The organism is Methylobacillus caricis, from assembly GCF_020532705.1.
Classification (GTDB): Bacteria; Pseudomonadota; Gammaproteobacteria; order Burkholderiales; family Methylophilaceae; genus Methylobacillus; species Methylobacillus caricis.
In genome coordinates, this window is the sequence record NZ_JAJAVD010000001.1 from 112,865 (window position 1) to 136,381 (window position 23,517).

Genomic DNA, 23,517 nt, shown 5'->3' on the forward strand with positions numbered 1-23,517 from the left:
TGTCAATTGCCTGATTGCCGATATTCACGTGGCGCAAGGCCAAACTGTTTCTTGAAGGCACGGCTAAAATGAGCGAGGTCATTGAATCCCCAGCGCAGGGCAATTTCGGAAATGCTGTGCCCGCGCTGGGCAGGGTTCAGCATATCCTGTTTGCATTTTTCCAGGCGGCGTTGCCAGACATGGCGCATGAGAGATGTATTTTCATCCTCGAACAGGCTGTTGATATAACGTGGGCTCAACCCGCTGGCATTGGCGATTGCGCTGGTATCCAGCGTGGCGTCTGCTAAGAGCCCGTTTATCAATTCCTTCACTCTATAAAGTGAAAGTGAACGGCTGCGTGACAGGCTGTAATTTCCCGGACGCACTTCTGCAATCGACAATGCCAACAGGTCCAGGGCCTGGCTTGCCATGCCTGCAAATGCTTCCATGCTCAATTCGTTGACGTGCCTGGCGGCAGACTGGATAAAGTCGGAGGTAATGGCACAGGCCCCGTGCTGATTGCTGATCTGTCGTGCAGTGCAGTGTTCCACTCCTGCCAGGCGATGGCGTAATTGCGCGCGCGGAATGGACACGATCAGCTTGGAAAAAGGCTCGGGACAATAGATGCGGTGCGGGCGGGTGGCGTCATAAAGCGTCATTTCACCGGGCTTTAGGAAGACTTCTCGCCCGTTCTGTTCCAGCAGGTACTTGCCTGAGAGCAGAATGACCGCAAAGTAGGCATCCTGGCTAACGCTATGACATTCGCCAGGTTTTCGATGGATAGTAATGCTATTGGATTTGATGCTGGAAAGCCTCATGTCCTGCCATGGGTAGATATTCATTTCGTTAAACAGGGGTGTTGTCTTTGGCACGCTAATCGTGACGTGTGCGTACTCCTTGCCAATGACGTTGCGCAGCCATTCATGGCGCTGGCCCGGAGCGTAACGCTCGGTAGAGAGGTGCAGGCCGTGGTCAATAGCGCGGCCTCTTGTCGCTGTATCCATACGCGTTCCCGACAGGGTGGATGATATGGATTGAATATTATTGAAAGTGCGAGACAAGGTAAATCAGAAAACCACCGTCTGGATCAAGTTTTTGCGCTCCTGCAATCAAGTGCGATCACCTGCTTGTTCACATAATGGTGCGTTTGATGACGATGGAGTGTGAATATGCAGCAACAAGATGACAAAGCCCTGAATCTGGTCATGATCCGTGGCGCCTGTCTTTGGATCATCATGGCATTGATACTGGCCTGGTGCATGGTCGGGCTGAATTTTGGCGTACCGGGGCTACCTGACGTTTTTCCAGGAAAACAAACCAGGGTACTGCAGGCCCATATCGATTTTCTGCTTATGTCTGCCCTGATATTGGGGTTCTATGCGGCGAGGGTGCCACTGCCCTGGCATGTACGCTGGGCAATGGTGGTAGGGGCTTTTACCAATTCCAGCCTGTTCCTGTTGATGGGGATGTTTCCTGTGCTGGATACGGCTGAGCCGCCCCAGAGCCTGGCTCAGCATGTGTTCCAGATATATCTTTTTGCCAGCCTGATTACCACCAGTTATGGCTTTGGTAAGGGAGCAGTGCTCATCTTGAAATCTACTCTGATGAGAGTGAGGTAAAATCAATCAGAAGTGGGCGCCCGGTAGAATTCCACATAAAACCTGCCGGGGCTACCGAATTCCACCGAGTGCACAATTTCCGGCAATATCACGATGGAATCTCCTGCATTGGCAATGGTGGATTGTTCATATGGCGGGGCCAGGCGGTAGATGACCTGGCCTGCCAGTACATGCAGCAAACCCCAAACGCCAGGTTTTGTGGAGTGTGAGGTTTGCAAGGCTGGAGGCAGGTTGTCAGGTGTAAATTCCGGGGTACGTTTGTAGGCCTCCAGCCCACTGGGAAGCTGGGGCGGGATATGACTCATGGGTGTTTTCATGATGGAGCGCCTATCCTTCTATGTTGACCAGGTTTTGCGGTGATCCCTCGGCCCATGCGCTGATGTTGGCTAGGGTTGTGCTTGCAATCGCATTCAGGGCCTCGCGCGTGAGGAATGCCTGATGGGCAGTGATGATGACGTTAGGAAAAGTCAGCAGGCGTGCCAGCACATCATCCTGCAAAGGAAAATCTGACAAATCCTCGAAAAACAGATCGGCCTCTTCTTCATAGACATCCAGGCCCAGGTAACCCAGGTGGCCGCTTTTCAGCGCCTCAATTACTGCAGGAGTATCCACCAGTGCGCCACGGCTGGTATTGATGAGCATGCTGCCAGACTGCATCCGGCCTAGTGTGCTCGCATTGATCAGGTGATAAGTGCTGGGACTCAATGGACAATGCAGGCTGACAATCTGGGCCTGGCCAAAAAGTTCATCCAGCTCCAGATATTGCGCACCCAACTTTACTACCTTAGGGTTGGGATAAGGATCATATGCCAGCAGTTTGCAGCCAAACCCTGCCATGATCTTGGCAAATGCAGCTCCTATCTGGCCCGTACCGATGATACCCACTGTCTTGTTTACCAGGTCGAAGCCCGTGAGGCCGCGCAGGCTGAAGTCGCCCTCCCTCGTGCGATTATAAGCCCGTGTCAGGTGGCGGTTGAGTGCCAGTATCAAGGCGACAGTATGTTCTGCAATGGCATGCGGCGAATAGGATGGTACTCGTGCTACTGCCAGGCCAAGTCGTGTGGCTGCTTCCAGGTCAATATGGTTGTACCCGGCTGAACGCAGGGCGATCAAGCGTGTACCGTTGGCTGCAAGTTGTTCCAGAACGGGAGCGGACAGATCGTCATTGATGAATGCGCAAACTACCTCAGCCCCAGCGGCAAGAACCGCCGTTTCCAAAGTCAGTTTGGGTTGCTGGAATACAAATTCTGCATCGTTGGGTTTGTCGTGCTCGAGAAAGCTTTCACGGTCATAAGCCTGGGTGCTGAAAAAAACGATACGCATCGAGTTTCCTTGTGGGTTGACGGGGAAAGTGCAATGGTGCCCCTTGTCAGCCTTTGTGGGGCAACGGGGGAATAGAACCCATGATAAGGCATACGGTGGCGGATTGAGAACCTGAAAAACTTGGTATACAGATTAAAAGTAAACCTTCCCCTTACGGGGAAGGGTGGATAAATCCAGAAATCAGGGAAATGTGCGTGGCGAATAGACTCGCTTCGAATTGTTATTCCGTAAAACCTTAAAAAATACAGGTCTTCTATTAGTAATGACACGCGAGAACGAAAAAAGGACACTCGTGTGACAAAGATATTTTATAACCCACTGTTTATGATGATTTTTTGTTTTGATGTCATGCATGAATGCAAGCGAGGCGCACCTACCTAGTCCTAATGCAGCAAAAGTGACATCAATTTGTCATAAATTCCCAATATTATGCGCAAAATGTCTTGTTGCTGCTTCTTCATTTTTGCTGGCGTATTTTCTCAACAGCGCAATTTCTGCTTACCTTATTCCATTCATATTGAGTACCGCCATGCAACTTAGCAATCTTAAAATATCCACGCGCCTGATCGGATTGAGCGCGCTTTTACTTATTGGCTCTTTGATTCTGGGCATGGTGGGGTGGACGACGCTCTCCAAAACAAACGATCTGCTCCAGCTTACGATTGAGCAGGCATCAATGGCGCAAGATGCTATCAATACCGCACGCAAGACTCAGGTCACGTTCAAGATCCAGATACAGGAGTGGAAGAATATTCTGCTACGCGGTCATGATCCCGAGGCATTCGACAAATACCGGGACGCCTTTATCAAGAGCGGCAAGGAAACCCAGGATGGCCTAGACAGGCTCATGACAATTTTTGAAAAAATGGGATTGGATACACCGATAGTGAGTGATGCCAAGCAGGCATTGTCGCAGCTGGAGATCAACTATCTGGAAGCTTTAAATAGATTTAATCACCAAAAGTTAGAAAGCCCGCAGACGGTGGACATGCTGGTCAAAGGCATGGACCGGGTGCCTACACAGCAGATTGACCAGATTGTGGCATTTGTGGAGGAGCGTTCGGCTGGCATCCGCGAGGAAAACCAGGCCGCAGCGCAGAGATACCATGATCTCGCAGCGGCTGCGATCTTGCTAACCCTGGCGGTGTTGACGGCATTTGGGGCGATTCTTACATATTGGATCATCACGGGAGTCACCCGTCCGCTCAATAGTGCGATCGCTATTGCAAAGACCGTGGCTTCAGGCGACCTGACTGCCAACATTGAAGCATCCTCGCGCGATGAAACCGGACAGTTGCTGCTTGCCCTGAAGGATATGAACGATCGCCTGACCAACATCGTAGCCAAGGTGCGTCAGGGAACCGATGCGATTGCGACTGGCTCCAGTGAAATTGCCTCCGGCAACCTGGACCTGTCATCGCGTACAGAACAGCAGGCAAGCGCCCTGGAAGAAACAGCCTCCTCCATGGAAGAGATTACGTCTGCGGTCAGGCAGAATGCCGACAATGCCCGCCAGGCCAATCAGCTTGCCGTATTGGCGTCAGAGATCGCTTTGCGTGGCGGTGGTGTTGTATCACAGGTTGTTTCGACGATGGGGTCGATCAATGAGGCATCAAGAAATATTGTGGACATTATTGCTGTGATTGACGGCATTGCTTTCCAAACCAACATCCTGGCGTTGAATGCGGCCGTCGAGGCGGCACGTGCTGGGGAGCAAGGGCGCGGGTTTGCGGTGGTGGCCTCCGAAGTACGGATGCTGGCGCAACGCTCTGCGGTCGCTGCCAAGGAGATCAAGGAGCTGATAGGCAATTCAGTGGAGCGGGTCGGCGTTGGGGAAAAGCTGGTGACAGAAGCTGGAACGACCATGCAGGAGGTCGTCGATAGCGTTAAGCGCGTGACCGAAATCATGTCCGAGATCAGCACCGCAAGCCAGGAGCAGAGCAGTGGGATTGATCAGGTGAATATCGCCATTTCTCAGATGGATGAAGTAACCCAACAGAATGCAGCCCTGGTAGAGCAGGCTGCGGCTGCCGCAGCTGCCTTGCAGCAACAGGCGGATGACTTGGCGCAAACGGTTGGCCGTTTCAAACTGCATGGCATGGATAATGGATCAGTACCGCTCAATGCCAAGTCGTCTGGGTGAAAGAAATTAAAGAGTCACAAGGCTAGTTTAGGCTGGACAGCAGTCATCAGGCATGATTGGACTGCCATCCAGTTGCTAGACTACCAATGGTAGCTGAGCTGGGCATCCACGGTGCGGGAGGTGCCATAGAAGCAAGTACCTTCACATACACTGAGATATTCCTTGTTAAGCAAATTGGTGGCATTCACCTGTAAGCTCCAGTTCTTTGCGATTGGGTAAATTGCCGTAGCATCCACCAAAGTATAGGAAGGCACTGTGTAACCCGGATGGTTGGCTTTATCTTCGGTGCTGCCATTGTAACGGACTCCTAGACTTAATCTGAGACCATTCAGCACTGTGCCTTGAGTATGTTTGTAGTTGAGTTTGACAGCTGCTTGATGATCTGGAATAAGCTGCGCTCTGCCTGAGCGTATTAAATCACCTGTTCTATCGTAGTCCTGTTCAGCATTATTGTGGGTAAGACTCAGTTTCGCATTCAAATTGTCATTAATGCGCCAATCAGATTGAAGTTCGATACCACGGTTCTTGCGCTCGCCTATCTGAGCCTGAACGAAGGTGAGAGAGTCTTGCACTAGAGCATTGTCTTCCTTGAGGTCGAAGAACGCCAGATTAAAGCTTCCCTTCATCCAAGTAGGTTCATACTTGAAACCAATTTCTAGTTGTTTGCCACTTAAGGGCTGATATGGACGACCATTGCCATCAGCCCCAACTTGAGGATTGAAGGAAGTTGAATGGCTTACATAGGGAGACAGGCCAATGGGTGTATTCACCATGAGGCTAATGTTATGCGTATTCTTATCACCCTTGTCAGCGTTATAAGTCTGACTGGCTCCGGTTAAGGAACTGGTATCGTAGTTATCTCGCCGAATACCTATACTGAACAGCACAATGTCGTTCCAGTTGAGTTTGTTGAAAGCATAAATCCCTTCTTGCTTTAGCCTAATTTCATAGGGATTGCTTACAACCGAAAATGGAGTCCCATAAACTGGATTAAACAAGTCAATCTGAGATGCGCCACCAAACCCATTATGCTGTGCATCAGCCTTGCTGCGTTTGTAATCTAAACCTACCATCAAGGTATTTTCGAAATTTCCAAAAACGGAAGTTTTGCTTAGACGGTTATCCACGCTATGTACGGTGGAATCTCCATCTAGGAGAGAATAGCCGCGACTGCCTAATCTATCGCTATCTGAGTCAAAAGCAAAGGTCGTCAGAAAGTCGTGGTCCATTTTGCCGTAACGATAATTTTGAGTGAATTTGAGGTGCTCACCAAAATCATGGCTGAATTCGTAGCCCAAGGAATACTGACGGCGTTCAAAGTAGTCCCGATTAGGCTCGCCTAGATAGGTGTCATAACCTATCTTGCCGTAAGGGGTACGGATAAGCGAACCATAGGCCGGCATAAATCCGCTAGTGGGTGTTCCCTGTTTCTTCATAGCGCTGGCTAGGATCGTAAGGCTGGTGCGATCAGAGATATCCCAAGAAATGCTGGGGGCAAAATAGTACTGTTCCATCCCAGTGTGATCTTGGGGGAAGTTGCCTTTGGAATACAGACCCACAAGGCGGTAGCGCACCCCATGTTCTTGACTTAATATTCCATTGTAATCACCGCTGATAGTACGCCTGCTAAAGTTGCCGACGCTGAAGTTGATCTCGCTTTGCTCTATGTCTTTAGGACGCTTCGACACCAGGTTGATGGTGCCGCCCGCGTCGGTGGCGCCGTAATTGAACGAATTGGCACCCTTTAGGACTTCAACATTTTCCAAACCGTAGATTTCCTGCTCCCACACAAAGAAACCATTATTGGAAATCGCGGTTCCGTCCAGGGTGGTATTGGCATTGAAGCCTCTGATCCTGAACCAATTAGACTTATTGTCCATGCCATATTGTTGGCTGACTACGCCAGCTTCGTATAACAATAAATCATCTAATTTTCTATTAGCGCCGATATCCTTGATGTCTTGTTCATTAATGATAGAAACCGATTGGGCCGTGGATTTAAAGTTATCACCGGTCTTGTCTGCGGAGCCTACTACGGTCACGACAGGAAGCGAGGCCGGATTTGATTCCTGTTCGGAATTTTCGTCCGCATAAGCCAAATGGTGACCTTGGTACAGTCCTGCCATGAGCAGCAGGTGAATGGCAAGTTTGAGCCTACCGAAGGAATATTGATGCATTTGTCCTCTCCCCGTTGTGATGTTTTATGGACTTCAGGCAATAGCCGTACTGAATCCACAATCATTTAATGATAAGCAATATCATTAAATGATTATGTGGCAAAGAGAATCGGCTGTAAATCCTTGTTAATACTGCAAGTATCAACAAGGACGGATGGAGGAGATTCCTGGATGGTCCAATGGCCTGGGAGGCTCAAGGGGCGGGGTTCATATAGCGTAAATGGATGGCTTCTATTTCCTGCAGGATTTCTTCATTGAGTGGTTTTTGCCAGGCCGCGATATTTTCCTGCAATTGGGACATGCTGGTGGCGCCGATGATGGTGCTGGTGACGAACCAGCGGCTATAGACAAAGCCAAGTGCGAGCTCGGTTGGAGTGAGGCCGTGCTTGCGGGCAAGTTCAGCATAGGCTGCGCTTGCGGGCGCGACGTTGGGTTTTGTATAGCGTTGCGCGTAGCCAGGGAACAGGTTGACGCGGCCTTGGGCTTGCGGATTGTCTATGTACTTTCCAGTGAGATGGCCGAACGCCAGCGGGGAATAAGCCGTCAGGCTGACTTGCTCCCGGTAGACGATCTCTGTCATGCCGAACTCAAACCCGCGGTTGAGCAGGCTGTAGCTGTTCTGGATGGAGGCAATGCGCGGCAGGTTGTACTGGTTGGACAGGCGGATGAATTCCATCACGCCCCAGGGCTGCTCATTGGAAACGCCGATATAACGTACCTTGCCTTCCTTGACCAGTTCCGCCAGCGTTTCCAGCTGGTTATGGATGGAGACCCATTCCTTTTCCTTGCCGGGATCAAACTGATACTGGCCGAAGATAGGCACGTTGCGTTCTGGCCAGTGGATCTGGTACAAGTCCAGGTAATCAGTTTGCAGGCGCTTGAGCGAGCCTTCAATGGCAGCGCGCACGTTGGCGCGGTCCACTGCTTTTGGGCCGCTGCGTATCCATTCCATCTTGCGGTTGCCGCCTGCCACCTTGCTCGCCAGGATGACCTTGTCGCGCGCTTGTTTCTTGAGCCAACTGCCTATGATGGTCTCGGTGCGGGTCACGGTTTCGGCCTTGGGCGGCACCGGGTACATCTCTGCGGTATCGATGAAATTGATGCCTTGCGCCAAGGCATAGTCCATCTGTTCATGGCCTTCGGCCTCGGTGTTCTGGTCACCATAGGTCATGGTGCCCAGGCAGATGGCGGAAACGTTGAGGTCTGATTTTCCCAGCTTGCGATATTCCATATGTTGTACCTGAAAATGACGGCTAAAAATCAAGTTTACGCGATTTCTTGGCTAAAAGTGACACTACTCCAAGCGTGGTATTGTCGAGGCATTCTTGCATGCGTATGATTGATCCACCTTCACTGACGATGTTTCCAGCATGACATATTGCGTTGCCTTATTGCTTGACCAGGGACTTGTGCTAGCTTCTGACACCCGTACCAACGCCGGCGTGGACCAGGTGGCAATATTCCCCAAGATGAATGTGTTTGAAGTGCCCGGCGAGCGGGTGATCACCCTAATGACTGCTGGCAACCTGGCAATTACGCAGGCCGTGATCAACCGCCTGCGAGAGGCGCTGAAACTCAGCGAAGGTGTCAATCTGCACAATGTCACCAATATGTTCGATGCTGCCCAGCTGGTGGGGGATCAATTGCGCGCAGTGTATGAGCAGGATAATGAGCACCTGAAGAACCACAATACCGAATTCAGTGCCAGCATCCTGGTGGGCGGACAAATCAAGGGAGAGCAGCCGCGCCTGTTTTCGGTATATGCTGCCGGTAATTTCATTGAGAGCAGCCATGAAACCCCTTATTTCCAGATTGGCGAAACCAAGTATGGCAAGCCCATCATAGACCGCGTTATCACCAATGACAGCGACATCATGGAGGCGGTGAAGTGTGTCTTGATTTCCTTTGATTCCACCATACGCAGCAATATCTCCGTTGCCGCGCCGATTGATTTGCTGATTTACCGCAGCAACAGTTTCAATGCGGATTGCAAGCAGCGCCTTACCGAAAGCGATCCTTATTACACCATGGTCAGGCAGGGCTGGTCGGATGGCCTGAGGCAGGTATTTGCCGGGTTGCCTAACCCAGACTGGTGTTGATTGCCGCAATTCTTTAAGTGGAGTTGCTTGCAATAGCGTTGCGATCATTTTTCGATGGTCATTGTGCCGGGAACCTTTAAGAATCACCGGGAATTTTACTAACACCTTGTCTCCAGTGTTTTACCTGGCAGTCTTGGCTTCATCATCATTTGCTGGGCGTCATTCTCCTCAACTTAAGTATAATGGCTGGGTATTTCCTGCCTGATTTGAAAGCCATTCTTGAGTGATCTAGACCATGTTTTTTCGCCGGAAGGTCCGCTTGCGGAGACCATCCCTGGCTATCGCTCGCGCATCCAGCAGCAGGAAATGGCACAGGCCATTGCCGATGCCATCAAGCATAATCGCCAGCTGGTGGCCGAAGCCGGCACAGGCACTGGCAAGACCTTTGCCTACCTGGTTCCCGCGCTGCTTTCCGGCGGCAAGGTGATTATTTCCACCGGCACCAAGACCTTGCAGGACCAGCTGTTCAATCGTGACCTGCCAGCGGTGCGCGATGCACTCAAGGTGCCGGTAACGGTGGCCATGCTCAAGGGACGTGCCAATTACGTCTGCCATTTCCACCTCCAGCGCGCCATGAATGAGGGCAAGTTCTACTCACGGGAAGATGCCGCCTATGTCCATAAAATCCAGGCTTTTGCCGAGAACAGCGGCACCGGCGACAAGAGCGAGCTGACTTCCGTTCCGGAAAGCGCCACGATCTGGCCCGCTGTGACTTCCACCCGTGACAATTGCATGGGACAGGAATGTGCGTTCTACAAAGACTGTTTTGTCATGGAGGCACGCAAACGTGCCTTGGCGGCTGATGTTGTGGTGGTCAACCATCACCTCTTTTTTGCCGATGTCATGCTGCGGGATGAAGGCGTGGCCGAGTTGCTGCCTTCCGCCAATACCGTGATCTTCGATGAAGCGCACCAATTGCCCGAAGTGGCGGGCATTTTCTTTGGCGAGGGGTTTTCCACCAGCCAGCTCATGGAGCTGGCACGAGATGCGCATGCTGAATACATTACTACCATCAAGGATTGCACGGCATTGCCGGACGCTACTGCTGCCCTGGAAAAGGCCGTGCGCGACTTCCGCCTGATCTTTGCTTACGAGGGCGTGCGCCTGCCGGTGCAAAAGGCGCTGGCCTTACGCAATTTTGACAGCGCGTATGCCCTGATGCAGGAAAAATTGGCAGCGCTTGCCGCGATATTGGAAAGCCAGGCGGAACGGGAGCCGTCGGTGGAAAATTGCTGGCAGCGCGCATTGGCCTTGCAGGTGATGCTGCAGCGCTGGCAAAGCGCTGAAAATGCCAACCTGGTACGCTGGGTGGAAGTGTTTACCCAGTCTGTGCAACTGCATGCTACCCCACTGTCTGTCGCTGAAGGATTCAGCAAGCAGCTCAATGCCCAGCCGCGTTCCTGGATATTTACCTCCGCTACGCTGGCGGTGAAAAGCGACTTTAGCCATTACCTCGGCCAAATGGGTCTTGAGGAGGCAAAGACCGGCTACTGGAACAGCCCGTTCGATTACGGCACCCAAGGCCTGTTCTATGTACCGCAGGGTATGCCGGAACCCAACAGCCCCGGTTATGCCTCAGCCGTGGCGGCAATGGCATTGCCGGTGATCAAGGCCAGCCGCGGCCGCGCTTTTGTCCTGTGCACCAGCCTGCGTGCGATGCGAGATGTCCATGCCCTGCTCAAGGATGCGTTTGAAACCGGGGGCCTTGACTATCCGTTGCTGATGCAGGGGGATACTGCGCGTAGCGAGTTGCTTGAGCGTTTCCGCAAGTTGGGCAATGCCGTGCTGGTGGGTTCGCAAAGCTTCTGGGAAGGCGTGGATGTCAGGGGCGAGGCGCTTTCCGCGGTGATTATAGACAAGCTGCCGTTCGCACCTCCAGATGATCCGGTACTGTCTGCGCGCATCGACAAGATGAATGCCGAAGGCAAGAATGCCTTCATGGAATATCAGTTGCCTTATGCCGTGATCACCCTGAAGCAGGGAGCCGGCAGGCTGATCCGTGACGAGGCGGACCGCGGCGTGCTCATGATCTGTGACCCGCGCTTGATCAGCAAGCCTTACGGGCGACGCATCTGGCAAAGCTTGCCGCCCATGCGCCGGACGCGGGAGGTGGCAGATGTAGTAGAATTCTTTGCTTCAACTCCCACAGATCCTGCATGAATATTCTCGCCTTAGACACCTCTACTGAATATCTTTCCCTGGCCTTGCTGCTGGACGGCAGGTTGATCCAGCGCGAAATGCTGGCGGGACAGAGCCATTCGCAGCGCATATTGCCATTGCTGCGCGAGCTCTTGGATGAGGCTGGTGTGGAGCTGAGCGATCTGGATGGCATTGCCTTTGGCGCAGGGCCAGGCTCTTTCACGGGTTTGCGCATTGGTTGCGGTGTAGCGCAAGGGTTGGCGCTTGGTGCGGATTTGCCCGTGGTTGGTGTCAGCACCTTGTTGGCCCTAGCCGAGGATGCCCAAGGTGCTGACAAGGTGATCGCGTGCCTGGATGCCCGTATGGGCGAGGTCTATCACGCGGCTTATATCAAGCAGGGAGCAGGATGGAAGGAGGTAGTCGCGCCCGGCTTATACAAGCCGGAAGATGTGCCTGCTGTGGAAGGAAGCGGCTGGACAGGGGCAGGCAGCGGCTGGCAAAGCTATGCAGAGGCCCTGCAGCAGTGTTATGTAGGCCAGGCGGGCAACCTCCTGCCAGAGGCCTATCCGCGTGCAGCCGCGATCGCGGCCCTGGCTTTGCCGGGATTCCTGGCGGGTGAAGGACGGATTGCGGATGAGGCGGCCCCCGTATATATCCGCAACAAGGTCGCCCTGAAAACCAGTGAACGCTTGGCCAAGGCGAACGCAGCATGAATGCCGTCCTCAATGTTAAAGCCAGCTTGCGCCCCATGCAGCAGCATGACCTGGATGAAGTGGCACGTATAGAGCCCACAATCTTTCCTTATCCCTGGACTCGCGGCAATTTCAGAGATTCGCTCGACTCGGGGTATAGCTGCTGGGTATATGAACAAAATGGTGAGGTATTCGGCTATGCCGTACTCATGATGGTGCTGGATGAAGCGCACCTGCTCAATATCAGCATAGCTGCGCCATGGCAGGGCAGGGGCTTGGGCCGGAGCCTGCTGCAGCACATGATGGATACCGCCCGCCGCCATGGCGCGCTCAATATGTTTCTCGAAGTGCGGCCTTCCAATATCTCGGCTATAAGCCTGTATGAAAGCATGGGGTTTAATGAAATGGCCATACGTCGCGGCTACTATCCGGCAAAACATGGCCGTGAAGATGCGGTATTGATGGGAGTCGCATTATGAGCCTTGGCCGTGAAGACATGCTAAGGGAGCTGGAGCTGCTGCCGGTCTGGCATTTGCGCGTTCAGTCAGGAGAGCATCCTTCGCTGGCAGAGACGCCATCCCAGGCGCAGGTCCAAGAAGTGTCTTCAGCAGCCCAACAGCATGATGAGCCAGTACAGTCGGTGCAAGATGAGGTTGCCGAGCCTGCGCCTGCATTTAGTCAAGCTGATGATGCCCCTGTATTGCAGACGGAGTTTGCAGAAGAGGCCGGTATGCCGACAACTGAGCAGCTGGGATATTTTGATGAAGAATCCAGCACTTTCCCGGCAGCTTTAGCACCGCAGCCAGGGTTGCTGGAGCCGGTCAGGGACAGGCGCGCTGGCATTATGGAAATGAACTGGCAGGCATTGCAAGCGGATGTGCCGACCTGTACTGCCTGCAGTCTTGCAGCCACGCGTACCCAGACAGTGTTTGGGGTAGGGGATCCCCACGCTGAATGGCTGTTTATCGGCGAAGCGCCAGGCGCTGAAGAGGACAGGCGCGGCGAGCCTTTCGTTGGTCCGGCAGGCAAGTTGCTGGACAATATGCTGGCAGCAATTAAACTCAAGCGCGGCGAGAATGTCTATATCGCCAATGTACTGAAGTGCCGTCCCCCGGCCAACCGTGATCCGCAGGGTGAGGAGGTCGTCAAGTGCGACCCCTACCTCAAGCGCCAGGTGGAACTGATCAAGCCCAAGCTGATTGTGGCCCTGGGCAAGTTTGCCGCCCAGTCGCTGCTGGCAAGCCAAAGCAGCATTGCAGGATTGCGAGGCAGGCTGCATGACTTTCATGGGGTACCTGTGATCGTGACTTATCACCCGGCATACCTGCTGCGTAATTTGCCCGATAAGGCGCGGGCCTGGGATGATTTGTGTTTTGCCCTTGATACCATGCGGGGCTTGCAATCAGCAGTGGCGACCCCATCTGTGGAATAGATTTTGGTTTGCCAGGCGACTGGTGAACCTGTTGACTGAATTTACTCGCTAGGAGAGAAAAAATGCAAAAAATCTGGTTGAAGCTGACAGCCTTGCTGATGGTGCTGACACTGAGCGGCTGCGGCTATAACACATTCCAGACCCTTGATGAACAGGTCAAGGCAGACTGGTCGGAAGTACTTAACCAGTATCAGCGCCGTGCCGATCTCGTGCCCAATCTGGTGAATACCGTCAAGGGATATGCCTCGCATGAACAGGAAGTGCTTACTCAGGTGGCTGATGCGCGCTCCAGGGTGGGCAGCATCCAGGCAACGCCCGAGTTGCTGAACGATGAGCAGGCCTTTGCACGCTTCCAAGCCGCGCAGGGCCAGATGACTTCTGCATTGTCGCGCCTGATGGCGGTGGCGGAAAACTATCCGCAATTGAAGGCTGATGCCAATTTCCGCGATTTGCAGGCCCAGCTGGAAGGCACAGAAAACCGCGTGACCGTGGCACGCAACCGCTACATCAAGTCGGTACAGGCCTATAACACTGCCATTCGCCAGTTCCCGAATAATATGACAGCCAAGCTGTTTGACTATAAGACCAAGCCAAACTTCTCGGTGGAAAACGAGAGCGAAATTTCCAAGGCGCCCGCCGTCAGTTTTGATAAATAAGTGGAAAGACCAACCAGTTTGATCAAGACACTTTCCGGTAAGGTTAGCGCGTTCATCCTGTTGCTGGGCTTGGCGTTTGCCAGCCTGGCGCAGGCGGCGGATGAGGTTGCCATCCCTGATCTGCAGCATCGAGTGACTGACCTCACCAATACGCTCAGCCCTGAGCAGCAGTCAGCGCTTGAGTCCCGTCTGGCACAGTTTGAGCAGGAAAAAGGCAGCCAGATTGTGGTGCTGATTGTTCCTACTACGCAACCTGAGGTGATAGAGCAATATTCACTACGGGTGGCGGAAGCCTGGAAGCTGGGGCGCGGCAAGGTTGATGACGGCGTGCTGGTACTGGTGGCCAAGGATGACAGGAAAATGCGCATTGAGGTTGGGTATGGTCTTGAAGGCGCGGTGCCGGATGTGATTGCAAAGCGCATTGTTTCTGACGTGATGGCGCCTGCGTTCCGCCAGGGGGATTTTTATACCGGTATCAATAATGCGCTGGACTACCTGACGCGCCTTATTTCCGGTGAAGGACTGCCTGCGCCTCCTAAGCAAGGCGGACAGGGGACAGGCGGCTTTGGTGAAATGCTGCCATTGCTGCTGTTTGGCGGCCTCATTCTGGGCGGAGTACTGCGCGCCATCTTCGGTAATTTCCTTGGAGGTTCCATCAATGCCGGTTTGGTGGGCGTCGCTGTCATGGCGCTGGGTGGAGGCATGCTGTTTGCCATTGTGCTGGCAGTTGTGGCGTTTTTTATCACCCTGATGGGTGGACTGGCTATTCCTGGCGGCGGTTATGGAAGAGGATTTGGCGGCGGAAGCGGCTGGGGCGGCGGCTTTTCTGGCGGCGGTGGTGGTTTTGGGGGAGGTGGCGCCTCAGGCGATTGGTGAATCATGAAGAAGCGTCATCCCATATTGAGATTTTTTAGTCATTTGTTCAGCACGCCCTGGCATGTGCGCAGGCATTTTCCCAAATCTGCCCTGCATCATATCGAACAGGCGATTACTACCAGCGAGTCGACCCACAGCGGCGAAATACGGTTTGTCGTAGAAGGGGACCTGCACCCTCTGGATATCCTGCGCGGGGTGACGCCTCGTCAACGTGCCATCACCTTGTTTTCACAACTGGGCATTTGGGACACCGAGCAGAATAATGGGGTCCTGATTTACCTGTTGTTGGCAGACCATGATGTCGAAATTCTGGCGGATAGGGGCATTAACCGCCACCTCGGCCCGCAAGGCTGGGAATCCATTTGCAAGGCAATGGAGGCACGGTTCAGGCAGGGCAAGTTTGAAGAGGGCGTGATTTACGGCATCACTGAAATCGGTAAATCATTGCAACAGCATTTCCCCTCGGCTGGTGAGGGCAAAAACGAATTGTCGAACAGGCCGATAGTCCTCTGATATAGAAGGTATGGCAATGTGCACATGCACCATGCAGTGCACATTGATACCATGGCGTGAGCGGATGTGTGAACAGTATCCACACGCCTTCAGTACCTTTTATGTGTAATTCAGGACTTCGCCGCGCAGCGTATAGCTGGCCACCCGGCAAGCTTCCACGATGGGTCGCCAGGAGCGGCCATATATCTCGCTACATGGGACATGGTCGATATGATGCTTCATGTCGGCTGGCTCCGGAGCCAGCAATTCATTGGCAGCTTCCAGCTGCGAAAAGATGATCATCACCTGTTCTACCGCCGTAATAGTGCCAAGGTTGTGGATGGGGATGGCATGCAAGGCCATTTCCAGCCGTCCCAGCTTGCTGCGGTTGAAGTCGCGCATTATCCGTGTTTCATTTTTTAGTGGATTGCTACGCAACTGTTCAATGTTATGCAGAGTCAGATAGATATCGTAGGCGATTTTATGCGTCACTGACATCAGGCGTTTGGAATAACCACGTTGTTCCATGCGTCTGCGGTTGGTATCTACATGGTTTTGCCACGCGGAAATGCCGATAGCGGCCAGGATTGCAACTATCGAGCCTATTGCCTGTACCCAGGCGGCCCATTCGGTACTGGTGATTTGGGTCATATGCTTGCGGATGAAACGTCATTAAATTGATCTGGAAAACAAAGTTGGGTCATTTTGCGGTCAATCATGTCTATGCGGTTTTCATAATCCTTGCGGGAATAAGGTTATAACAGTTTTTCATCATTGTGGGTAAAGCATCAAAAGGCAACTGGAATGGACTTTGCTCAATTTTTTGCAGATGAGTAAAAAAAGATGACTTGTACCTCAGTTTTAACGGCAGCGTGACGATATATTTAATATGGATTTATTCCAGAGAGGGGCGTCAAGATGAAAGCCTTGTTCAAGGGTAATGTAATTCAAGGGGTGCGGCTGGTAGGTGTCTATGAAGATGAAGACGTCGCCGCGATTGAAGCCTATATGGCTGAGCAGTTCGGGCAGGTGCTGCCGAATGGTGAGAAGCAGTTCTACCAGTTCATAGACCTGATCCCCTCTTCCCAGGCCGCACAGTATGGTGAGATACCGCCGGCATCAAGAAACATACTGGTTTCCGGTAGCCTTACACGCGGCATTGTGGCACGCGGCCCTTTCCCTGCGCGCTCTATTGCCTTGGGATATGCGGTCAATCTCAGTTTTGGTCATACGGCCAATTATTACGTAGTGGACCTGGAGCCAGAGTTTGCTGAGCTGCGAGACAAGCTTTATGCATTGGGGCACACGCCTGCGACGGTTGCCTGAGTATTGTTCAGGCTGACGCGGGGCACGTTTCACTATAAAATCCGCAGCATCCAAGATTTTAAAGAACGAATCCAAGACATGCGTGCGTCACAGTTTTTCATAGCAACACAAAAAGAAGCGCCACAAGAAGCCGAGCTTGCCAGCCATAGGCTGATGCTGCGAGCCGGCCTGATCAAACGGCTGGGCTCGGGCCTTTACACCTGGATGCCCCTGGGCTTGCGCGTTTTGCGCAAGGTAGAGGCGATCGTGCGCGAGGAAATGAATCGCGCCGGGGCGCTAGAGCTTCTGATGCCTGCGGTGCAACCCAAGGAGTTGTGGGAAGAAACCGGTCGCTGGGCGGTATTTGGCCCCCAGATGCTCAAGATTCGTGACCGCCACGAGCGTGATTTCTGCTTCGGGCCAACGCATGAAGAAGTGATCACCGACATTGCGCGTCGTGAAATCCGCTCCTATAAGCAACTGCCGCTCAACTTCTACCAGGTCCAGACCAAGTTCCGTGATGAGATCCGCCCCCGTTTCGGCGTGATGCGCGCGCGCGAATTCATGATGAAGGATGCTTACTCCTTCCATACCAGCCTGGAATCCCTGGAGCAGACATACCAGACCATGTACCAGGCTTACAGCAATGTATTCAACCGCCTTGGCCTGAAGTTCCGTGCCGTGCGTGCCGATACTGGCGCAATAGGTGGCGACGGATCGCATGAGTTCCATGTGCTGGCTGATTCTGGCGAGGATGCGTTGGCGTATAGCGAAGATTCTGATTTCGCAGCCAATGTGGAGCTGGCAGAGGCGCTGGCGCCTGCGCAGGCACGCGCTGCCGCGACAGAAACCCTGCACGAGGTGGATACGCCCAGGCAGACCAGTTGTGAGGATGTGGCGGCTCTACTCGGCATTACGCTACAGCAGACTGTGAAGTCCATAGCCCTGATTGCTACAGGTGCGGAAGGTGCTACCCAGTTCTACCTGTTACTGTTGCGTGGAGACCATACGCTGAATGAAATCAAGGCCGCCAAGGTGTCCGGCCTGGAGAACTTCCGTTTCGCTTCCGAGCAGGAAATCCGAGACCATCTCAACTGCCCGCCCGGATTTATCGGCCCGGTCGCAGTTTCCGATAAGGTCAAGATAGTTGCCGACCGCTCTGTAGCCGTCATGAGTGATTTTGTTTGCGGCGCCAATAAGCCCAAGCTCCACCTGGCTGGCGTCAATTTTGGCCGTGACTTGCCGGAGCCCTTGGTAGTGGCTGACATCCGTAATGTGGTGGCTGGCGATCCGAGCCCGGATGGCAAGGGCGCCATCAATCTTTGTCGCGGCATTGAAGTTGGCCATATCTTCCAGTTGCGTACAAAGTATGCGGCGGCAATGGACGCAACTTACCTGGATGAGAACGGCCAGAAACAAGTGATGGAAATGGGTTGTTACGGCATAGGGGTTTCACGCATTGTCGGCGCTGCGATCGAGCAGGGCAATGACGAGCGCGGCATTATCTTCCCCAAGGCGATGGCTCCTTTTGAGGTGGTGATTGCACCTATCGGTTTTGATAAGAGTGAGGCCGTGCAGGCAGCAGCGCAGGCATTGTATGCCGAGCTGCGGGCTGCAGGCGTGGATGTCTTGTTGGATGACCGGAGGGAGCGCCCCGGCGTGATGTTTGCCGATATGGAACTGATCGGCATTCCGCATCGCATCGTGATTGGCGACCGTGGCCTCAAGGATGGACTGGTTGAGTACCAGGCGCGTACTGATGCTGCAGCCCAGAATATTGGGCTGGCAGAGATTATCGGCGTGGTTAAGCAGGCATTGCAAACGGCCCAATGAATAAGGCGGTCAACTTCCTTCTTGCCTGCTTGCTACTTGTGAATGCGGGTAGCGTGATGGCTGGCGCACAAAGGGAAGAGCCGCTTTCAAACAGTGTCAGGGCACTGATGCAGCGCTCAATCAGCGATAGTGCGGCACCGCGCATGGTATTTGCCAGTGAGGCTGAAGGCCAGGATTGGCTCAATGCCATGTCGGCACGATTGGCAAAGCGCATCCCTGACGACAGGTTTCGTGAGGATTTTCTGCGGACCGTCAATTATGAAGCCACTCGCGCCGGGTTGGACCCCCAATTGGTTTTGGCATTGATCCAGGTCGAGAGTGCTTTCAATAAATACGCAGTTTCTTCAGTCGGCGCCCGGGGGTATATGCAGGTCATGCCGTTCTGGGTCAAGAGCATAGGTTCCAGCGAGCATAACCTGTTTCACTTGCGCCTCAACCTGCGTTACGGCTGCACGATACTGCGCCATTATCTTGATGTGGAAAAAGGTGATCTTTACCGTGCACTGGGCCGCTATAACGGTAGCCTTGGGCAGCCGCAATACCCCAACCTGGTGGTAGGCGCCTGGCGCAAGTCCTGGACCTATCGGCCGCCGTTGAGGCCAGTCAGTGAAGCGGCACTGAAGTAGTGCGATGGCCGGAATCTCGGTGACCCAGGGCCAGCACCTGCTGGTTTACATTTCCGGGCATGGCTATGGACATGTGGCACAAGTGGCCCCGGTTCTCAATCAGCTGGCTTTATTGGCCCCTGCTACCAGATTGACTATTTGTAGTGCAGTTCCCGAACAATTCCTCAGATCACGCATATTTGCCAGATTTGACTATATTCAGAGAGTTGCTGATTTCGGCATGTTGATGCAGTCTGCCCTTGAGGTGGACACGGATGCCAGTGTGGATGCCTATCTGGAGTTTCACGCTGACTGGGACCGGAAGGTGGCTCAGGAGGTGGCCTGGATAGAAATGCTTGAGCCGGATGCCATTCTCAGCAATGTGGCTTATTTGCCATTGGCTGCAGCTAGGCAGTTAGGGATTACAGCGTTTGCCATATGTTCGCTTAATTGGGCGGATGTGCTGCAACACTACGCAGGGAATAGGCCGCAAATCCAGGCAGTATTGCAACAGATACGACATGCGTATGCCGGTGTGCACACATTCTTGCGCACCACGCCTGCCATGACCATGCCCTGGCTTGCCCAGTGCCATGAGTGTGGTCCTGTGGCTGATCTGGCCAGTCCGCAGCGCGCTCGTATATTCAATACACTGAACCTCAGTCAACACACCCGGCAGCACCTGGTGTTGGTGAGCATGGGGGGAATCAGTACCGATATCCGTCCGGATCATTTTCCTGCCCTGGAAAATGTCCAGTGGTTATTGCCGGAAAATTGGTTGCGTGGCCTGCAGCGCAAGGATTTTCATGTCACGGAAAGCCTGGGAGAGAATTTTTCCGACATCCTGGCCAGTTGCGACCTGGTGCTCACCAAGCCTGGATATGGCACCTTTGTCGAGGCTGCCTGTCATGGCGTGCCAGTGCTGTATGTTGAGCGGGATGGCTGGCCAGAGCAGGATTGCCTGATTACCTGGCTGCAGCAGCATGGACTATGCCGTCAATTATTGGAGCAGGCTTTGCTGAAAGGGGATTTTGCTGCGGAGCTACAGCACTTGCTGGCATTGCCCAAGCCAACCCCAGTGGAAGCCACCGGCAATCAAGAAGCAGCGCGTTTTATCATCGCCAATACCGGTCTGGCTGATACTTAAATGAATTGCGAAAACAGCCAGTAAAGTGAGCCGGAAAGCAGCATCGCCATGGGAAGGGTCATGACCCAGGCCATGAGCAGGTTGCGTATAGTGGATACCTGCAAGCCTGACTTGTTTGCGGCCATGGTCCCTGCCACCCCGGAGGAAAGCACCTGTGTGGTAGAGACCGGCAGGCCGTACATGTCGGCCGCGCCTATGGTCAGCATGGCGACAGTTTCAGCTGATGCGCCTTGCGCATAGGTCAGGTGTGTCTTGCCTATGCGCTCACCCACCGTCACCACAATGCGCTTCCAGCCCACCATAGTTCCCAGGCCTAGTGCAATGGCAACGACAATTTTCACCCACAGTGGAATGAATTTGGTGGCCTTGTCGATTTCCTTCTTGAAAGCCATGAGGTTGGCCTTGGCATCTTCATCCAGGATGATGGCGGGATTTTTGTCTATTAGCCTGATGGCTTCGGAAGTCAGGTACATATCATTTCGCACGTTGGCGACAGCATCGGCAGGCACCATGGAGAGGCTGCCGTAGCTTCGAACCTGGCTGCCGATATTGCCTGCGACGGCAGCCAGTGCGGGCAACAATTCTGTTGTGACTTCCTTGGTGCGGATATACGTGGACAGGGTGTCAAGCGGTTGGGCGGGTGCGGGATTTGGCGAGGCCTTGATCAGGGCATTCTGGGTCACGTGTGCCACTGCAGAAAATTGTACAGCCTGGTCTGCGGGCATGGTGCGGTTGAGGGCATAAGCCATTGGTACGGTGCCAACCAGAATCAGCATGATCAGCCCCATGCCTTTCTGGCCATCATTAGAGCCATGGGCAAATGATACGCCAGTACAGGTGAGGATGAGCAGGCCACGTATCCATGGAGGCGGTGGCTTGTTGCCCTTGGGCTCACGGAACAGTTCACGGTTCTTGATCAGGGCGCGCAAGGTGATCAATACCAACGCGGCGGCAATAAAGCCAACCAGCGGTGAAAGCAGCAGGGAATATCCGACCTTGGTGGCCTGTGCCCAATCCACGCCGCTGGTGCCATCGCGGCCGTGCATGAGTGCATTGGCAACGCCTACGCCTATGATAGAGCCGATCAACGTGTGGGAGGATGAGGCGGGCAATCCCAGTAGCCAGGTGCCCAGGTTCCAGAGAATGGCGGCAATCAGCAGGGCGAATACCATGGCAAAGCCTGCGCCCGAGCCGACCTGCAGGATGAGCTCAACAGGCAATAGGGAAATGATACCGAATGCCACGGCACCGCTTGAGGCCATGACGCCGAGGAAATTGAAAATGCCCGACCAGATCACAGCCACGTTGGCGGGCAGTGCGTGAGTGTATATCACGGTGGCGACCGCATTGGCGGTATCGTGAAAGCCATTGACGAACTCAAACCCCAGGGCAATCAGGAGGGCCACGCCTAACAAGATGAATGGCAGCCAGGTTTTGCTGGTGGTGCCAGCTTCTGTCATGTCAGAGCTGACACTGAAAACGGTAAACAGCAGTCCGGCCAGTAACACGCCGAAAAACAGGATCTTGGTGAAAATGCCGGACTTTTTGTGGAGGTCTGGACGCCCTTGAGCGTGCTGGTTGTGATCTAGAACGTGACTGTTTATGTTCATTCTGTATGGTCTGTACTGGGTCGTGCCAGCATTATGCGTGCGAATTATGACATATTTGTGAATATGTCAGGCAGGGATTTTCTTGATAATTGACGAGCATGTCCTGGCAAGGCTGCCGGGCTTGTTATCCAGCAACATGGATTAATTCTGACGTTCAATCAGCATGGCGTCGCCGTAGCTGAAAAAACGATAACGTTGTTGCACTGCATGTTCATAGGCCTTGTGCATGTGCTCAAATCCTGCAAAAGCCGATACCAGCATCAGCAGCGTGCTCTTGGGCAGGTGGAAATTGGTGAACAGGCGCTCTACTACCTGAAAGCGATAACCAGGAGTGATAAATATATCGGTTTCATCTTGTCCGGCTATCAGTTCTCCCGATTTTGCGGCGCTTTCCAGTGCGCGCAAAGCCGTGGTGCCAGCAGCCGTCACCTTGCCGCCTGCCGCCTGGGTCTGGCGAATCAGTGTCACGGTTTCATTTGGCACGGAATAAAGCTCACTGTGCATCTTGTGTTCCGAGATATCATCTACCCGTACAGGCTGGAAGGTACCTGCGCCAACGTGCAATGTGACATAGGCGATGTTGATGCCACGGTTGCGCAGTTCTTCCAGCATGGCTTCATCAAAGTGCAGGCCCGCAGTGGGCGCAGCGACCGCACCAGGTTCGCGCGCATAAACGGTCTGGTAGCGGTCTTCGTCAGTCGCATCTGCGTTATGCGTAATATAGGGTGGCAAGGGTAGCGCCCCGTATCGATCCAAGAGCTCCAGCAATGGCCTGTCGTTGTCAAAGCGCAGATGGAAGAGATCATCTTGCCGCGCGATGACTTCAACCTCAAGCTCACCAGCAATCAGCAGGCGACTGCCTGGCTTTGGTGAGCGCGAGGCTTTTATATGAGCGAGCGCATGATGTGTATCCAGTACGCGCTCCACCAGGATTTCAACCTTGCCGCCACTGAGCTTCTCACCGTGCAACCTGGCCTTGATGACACGGGTGTCATTGAATACCAGCAAATCGCCTGGATTCAGTAAGTTAGGCAGGTCGAGAAAGGCTTTGTCCTGCAGATTTCCCGTATTGCCATCCAAGTGGAGGAGGCGGCTCCCATGTCGTTCCTTGGCTGGAAATTGGGCAATTAATTCATCAGGTAATAAAAAGTTGAAATCAGTAGTACGCATAGTCATAAGGATTGCTATATAATGCCCGACTTGTTGCCGGGGTGGCGGAATTGGTAGACGCAGCGGACTCAAAATCCGCCGCCGCAAGGTGTGGGGGTTCGAGTCCCCCCCCCGGCACCATCATCTAGATAGTATTCTTCAAAAATTTCCTGGTTATTCTCTTTAAAATCCCAGCGTTAGCTGATATTTGCTCAACGGCTGGAGCCGGATTATACCGGAG

Annotated in this window: 22 protein-coding genes and 1 tRNA gene; 15 read left to right on the top strand and 8 right to left on the bottom strand. The window is 53.4% G+C overall.

What is annotated here, in order from left to right:
• Window positions 1-2: 2 nt before the first annotated feature.
• Window positions 3-983 carry an AraC-like ligand-binding domain-containing protein gene (locus tag LG200_RS00615; RefSeq protein ID WP_226755670.1) on the bottom strand — a complete coding sequence of 327 codons (981 nt, stop codon included), beginning with the start codon at window positions 981-983 and terminating at the stop codon, window positions 3-5.
• 165 nt (window positions 984-1,148) lie between these two features.
• On the opposite strand from LG200_RS00615, the gene LG200_RS00620 reads away from it, so the two are divergent.
• On the top strand, window positions 1,149-1,598 hold the full coding sequence (locus LG200_RS00620) for a hypothetical protein (protein ID WP_226755671.1): 450 nt from the start codon (window positions 1,149-1,151) through the stop codon (window positions 1,596-1,598).
• A 2-nt stretch (window positions 1,599-1,600) separates the two neighbouring features.
• Here the strand turns inward: LG200_RS00620 and LG200_RS00625 are convergent, their stop codons facing one another.
• The gene (locus tag LG200_RS00625; RefSeq protein WP_226755672.1) at window positions 1,601-1,915 is read right to left on the bottom strand and encodes a DUF1971 domain-containing protein; all 315 of its coding nucleotides are present in this window, start codon (window positions 1,913-1,915) and stop codon (window positions 1,601-1,603) included.
• A 10-nt stretch (window positions 1,916-1,925) separates the two neighbouring features.
• Window positions 1,926-2,921 (bottom strand): 2-hydroxyacid dehydrogenase, encoded by a 996-nt coding sequence (locus LG200_RS00630; RefSeq protein ID WP_226755673.1) that lies wholly within the window; start codon window positions 2,919-2,921, stop codon window positions 1,926-1,928.
• 529 nt (window positions 2,922-3,450) lie between these two features.
• Between LG200_RS00630 and LG200_RS14105 the strand changes: the two genes are divergently transcribed.
• The gene (locus tag LG200_RS14105; protein ID WP_319004522.1) at window positions 3,451-5,064 is read left to right on the top strand and encodes a methyl-accepting chemotaxis protein; all 1,614 of its coding nucleotides are present in this window, start codon (window positions 3,451-3,453) and stop codon (window positions 5,062-5,064) included.
• Between the two features lie 80 nt (window positions 5,065-5,144).
• On the opposite strand, the gene LG200_RS00645 is transcribed toward LG200_RS14105, so the two are convergent.
• Both LG200_RS00645 and LG200_RS00650 read right to left on the bottom strand, forming a co-directional pair.
• Window positions 5,145-7,241, bottom strand: coding sequence for a TonB-dependent siderophore receptor (locus LG200_RS00645; protein WP_226755674.1), 2,097 nt, complete (start codon window positions 7,239-7,241; stop codon window positions 5,145-5,147).
• Window positions 7,242-7,434: 193 nt separating this feature from the next.
• Complete coding sequence (locus tag LG200_RS00650; protein WP_226755675.1) at window positions 7,435-8,472, bottom strand: NADP(H)-dependent aldo-keto reductase; 1,038 nt, start codon at window positions 8,470-8,472, stop codon at window positions 7,435-7,437.
• A gap of 139 nt (window positions 8,473-8,611) precedes the next feature.
• Here LG200_RS00650 and LG200_RS00655 point away from each other — a divergent pair, with 139 nt between their 5' ends.
• The 8 genes from LG200_RS00655 to LG200_RS00690 all read left to right on the top strand — a co-directional run bounded on the left by LG200_RS00655 (window position 8,612) and on the right by LG200_RS00690 (window position 15,648).
• Window positions 8,612-9,340: a proteasome-type protease gene (locus tag LG200_RS00655; RefSeq protein WP_226755676.1), complete on the top strand. Its 729-nt coding sequence runs from the start codon at window positions 8,612-8,614 to the stop codon at window positions 9,338-9,340.
• Window positions 9,341-9,559: 219 nt separating this feature from the next.
• Entirely contained in the window at window positions 9,560-11,500 is a 1,941-nt protein-coding gene (locus LG200_RS00660) for an ATP-dependent DNA helicase (RefSeq protein ID WP_226755677.1), read from the top strand.
• Complete coding sequence (gene tsaB / locus LG200_RS00665) at window positions 11,497-12,192, top strand: tRNA (adenosine(37)-N6)-threonylcarbamoyltransferase complex dimerization subunit type 1 TsaB (RefSeq protein ID WP_226755678.1); 696 nt, start codon at window positions 11,497-11,499, stop codon at window positions 12,190-12,192. The genes LG200_RS00660 and tsaB overlap by 4 nt, the downstream gene beginning before the upstream one ends.
• A complete protein-coding gene (gene rimI, locus LG200_RS00670; RefSeq protein WP_226755679.1) occupies window positions 12,189-12,650 on the top strand; it encodes a ribosomal protein S18-alanine N-acetyltransferase in 462 nt (153 codons plus the stop codon). Before tsaB ends, rimI begins: the two co-directional genes overlap by 4 nt.
• On the top strand, window positions 12,647-13,603 hold the full coding sequence (locus LG200_RS00675) for a uracil-DNA glycosylase (protein ID WP_226755680.1): 957 nt from the start codon (window positions 12,647-12,649) through the stop codon (window positions 13,601-13,603). The genes rimI and LG200_RS00675 overlap by 4 nt, the downstream gene beginning before the upstream one ends.
• Window positions 13,604-13,665: 62 nt before the next feature.
• The gene (locus LG200_RS00680) at window positions 13,666-14,259 is read left to right on the top strand and encodes a LemA family protein (RefSeq protein WP_226755681.1); all 594 of its coding nucleotides are present in this window, start codon (window positions 13,666-13,668) and stop codon (window positions 14,257-14,259) included.
• Window positions 14,260-15,135, top strand: a complete 876-nt coding sequence (locus tag LG200_RS00685; protein WP_404809783.1) for a TPM domain-containing protein — start codon at window positions 14,260-14,262, stop codon at window positions 15,133-15,135. It abuts the gene before it with no gap.
• Between the two features lie 3 nt (window positions 15,136-15,138).
• A complete protein-coding gene (locus LG200_RS00690) occupies window positions 15,139-15,648 on the top strand; it encodes a TPM domain-containing protein (protein WP_226755682.1) in 510 nt (169 codons plus the stop codon).
• A gap of 99 nt (window positions 15,649-15,747) precedes the next feature.
• On the opposite strand, the gene LG200_RS00695 is transcribed toward LG200_RS00690, so the two are convergent.
• Entirely contained in the window at window positions 15,748-16,278 is a 531-nt protein-coding gene (locus tag LG200_RS00695) for a hypothetical protein (protein WP_226755683.1), read from the bottom strand.
• A 267-nt stretch (window positions 16,279-16,545) separates the two neighbouring features.
• On the opposite strand from LG200_RS00695, the gene LG200_RS00700 reads away from it, so the two are divergent.
• The 4 genes from LG200_RS00700 (at window position 16,546) to LG200_RS00715 (ending at window position 20,517) form a co-directional block, all read left to right on the top strand.
• Complete coding sequence (locus LG200_RS00700) at window positions 16,546-16,953, top strand: hypothetical protein (RefSeq protein ID WP_226755684.1); 408 nt, start codon at window positions 16,546-16,548, stop codon at window positions 16,951-16,953.
• Between the two features lie 78 nt (window positions 16,954-17,031).
• Window positions 17,032-18,765 (top strand): proline--tRNA ligase, encoded by a 1,734-nt coding sequence (locus LG200_RS00705; protein ID WP_226755685.1) that lies wholly within the window; start codon window positions 17,032-17,034, stop codon window positions 18,763-18,765.
• Entirely contained in the window at window positions 18,762-19,391 is a 630-nt protein-coding gene (locus LG200_RS00710) for a lytic transglycosylase domain-containing protein (RefSeq protein ID WP_226755686.1), read from the top strand. The genes LG200_RS00705 and LG200_RS00710 overlap by 4 nt, the downstream gene beginning before the upstream one ends.
• Before the next feature lie 4 nt (window positions 19,392-19,395).
• Window positions 19,396-20,517 (top strand): hypothetical protein, encoded by a 1,122-nt coding sequence (locus tag LG200_RS00715; protein ID WP_226755687.1) that lies wholly within the window; start codon window positions 19,396-19,398, stop codon window positions 20,515-20,517.
• Here the strand turns inward: LG200_RS00715 and LG200_RS00720 are convergent.
• Entirely contained in the window at window positions 20,514-22,127 is a 1,614-nt protein-coding gene (locus LG200_RS00720) for an inorganic phosphate transporter (RefSeq protein WP_226755688.1), read from the bottom strand. The genes LG200_RS00715 and LG200_RS00720 overlap by 4 nt on opposite strands.
• Window positions 22,128-22,268: 141 nt before the next feature.
• Complete coding sequence (queA, locus tag LG200_RS00725; RefSeq protein WP_226757266.1) at window positions 22,269-23,297, bottom strand: tRNA preQ1(34) S-adenosylmethionine ribosyltransferase-isomerase QueA; 1,029 nt, start codon at window positions 23,295-23,297, stop codon at window positions 22,269-22,271.
• Window positions 23,298-23,332: 35 nt separating this feature from the next.
• Here queA and LG200_RS00730 point away from each other — a divergent pair.
• Window positions 23,333-23,417 (top strand) — tRNA-Leu (locus tag LG200_RS00730).
• Window positions 23,418-23,517 lie beyond the last annotated feature (100 nt).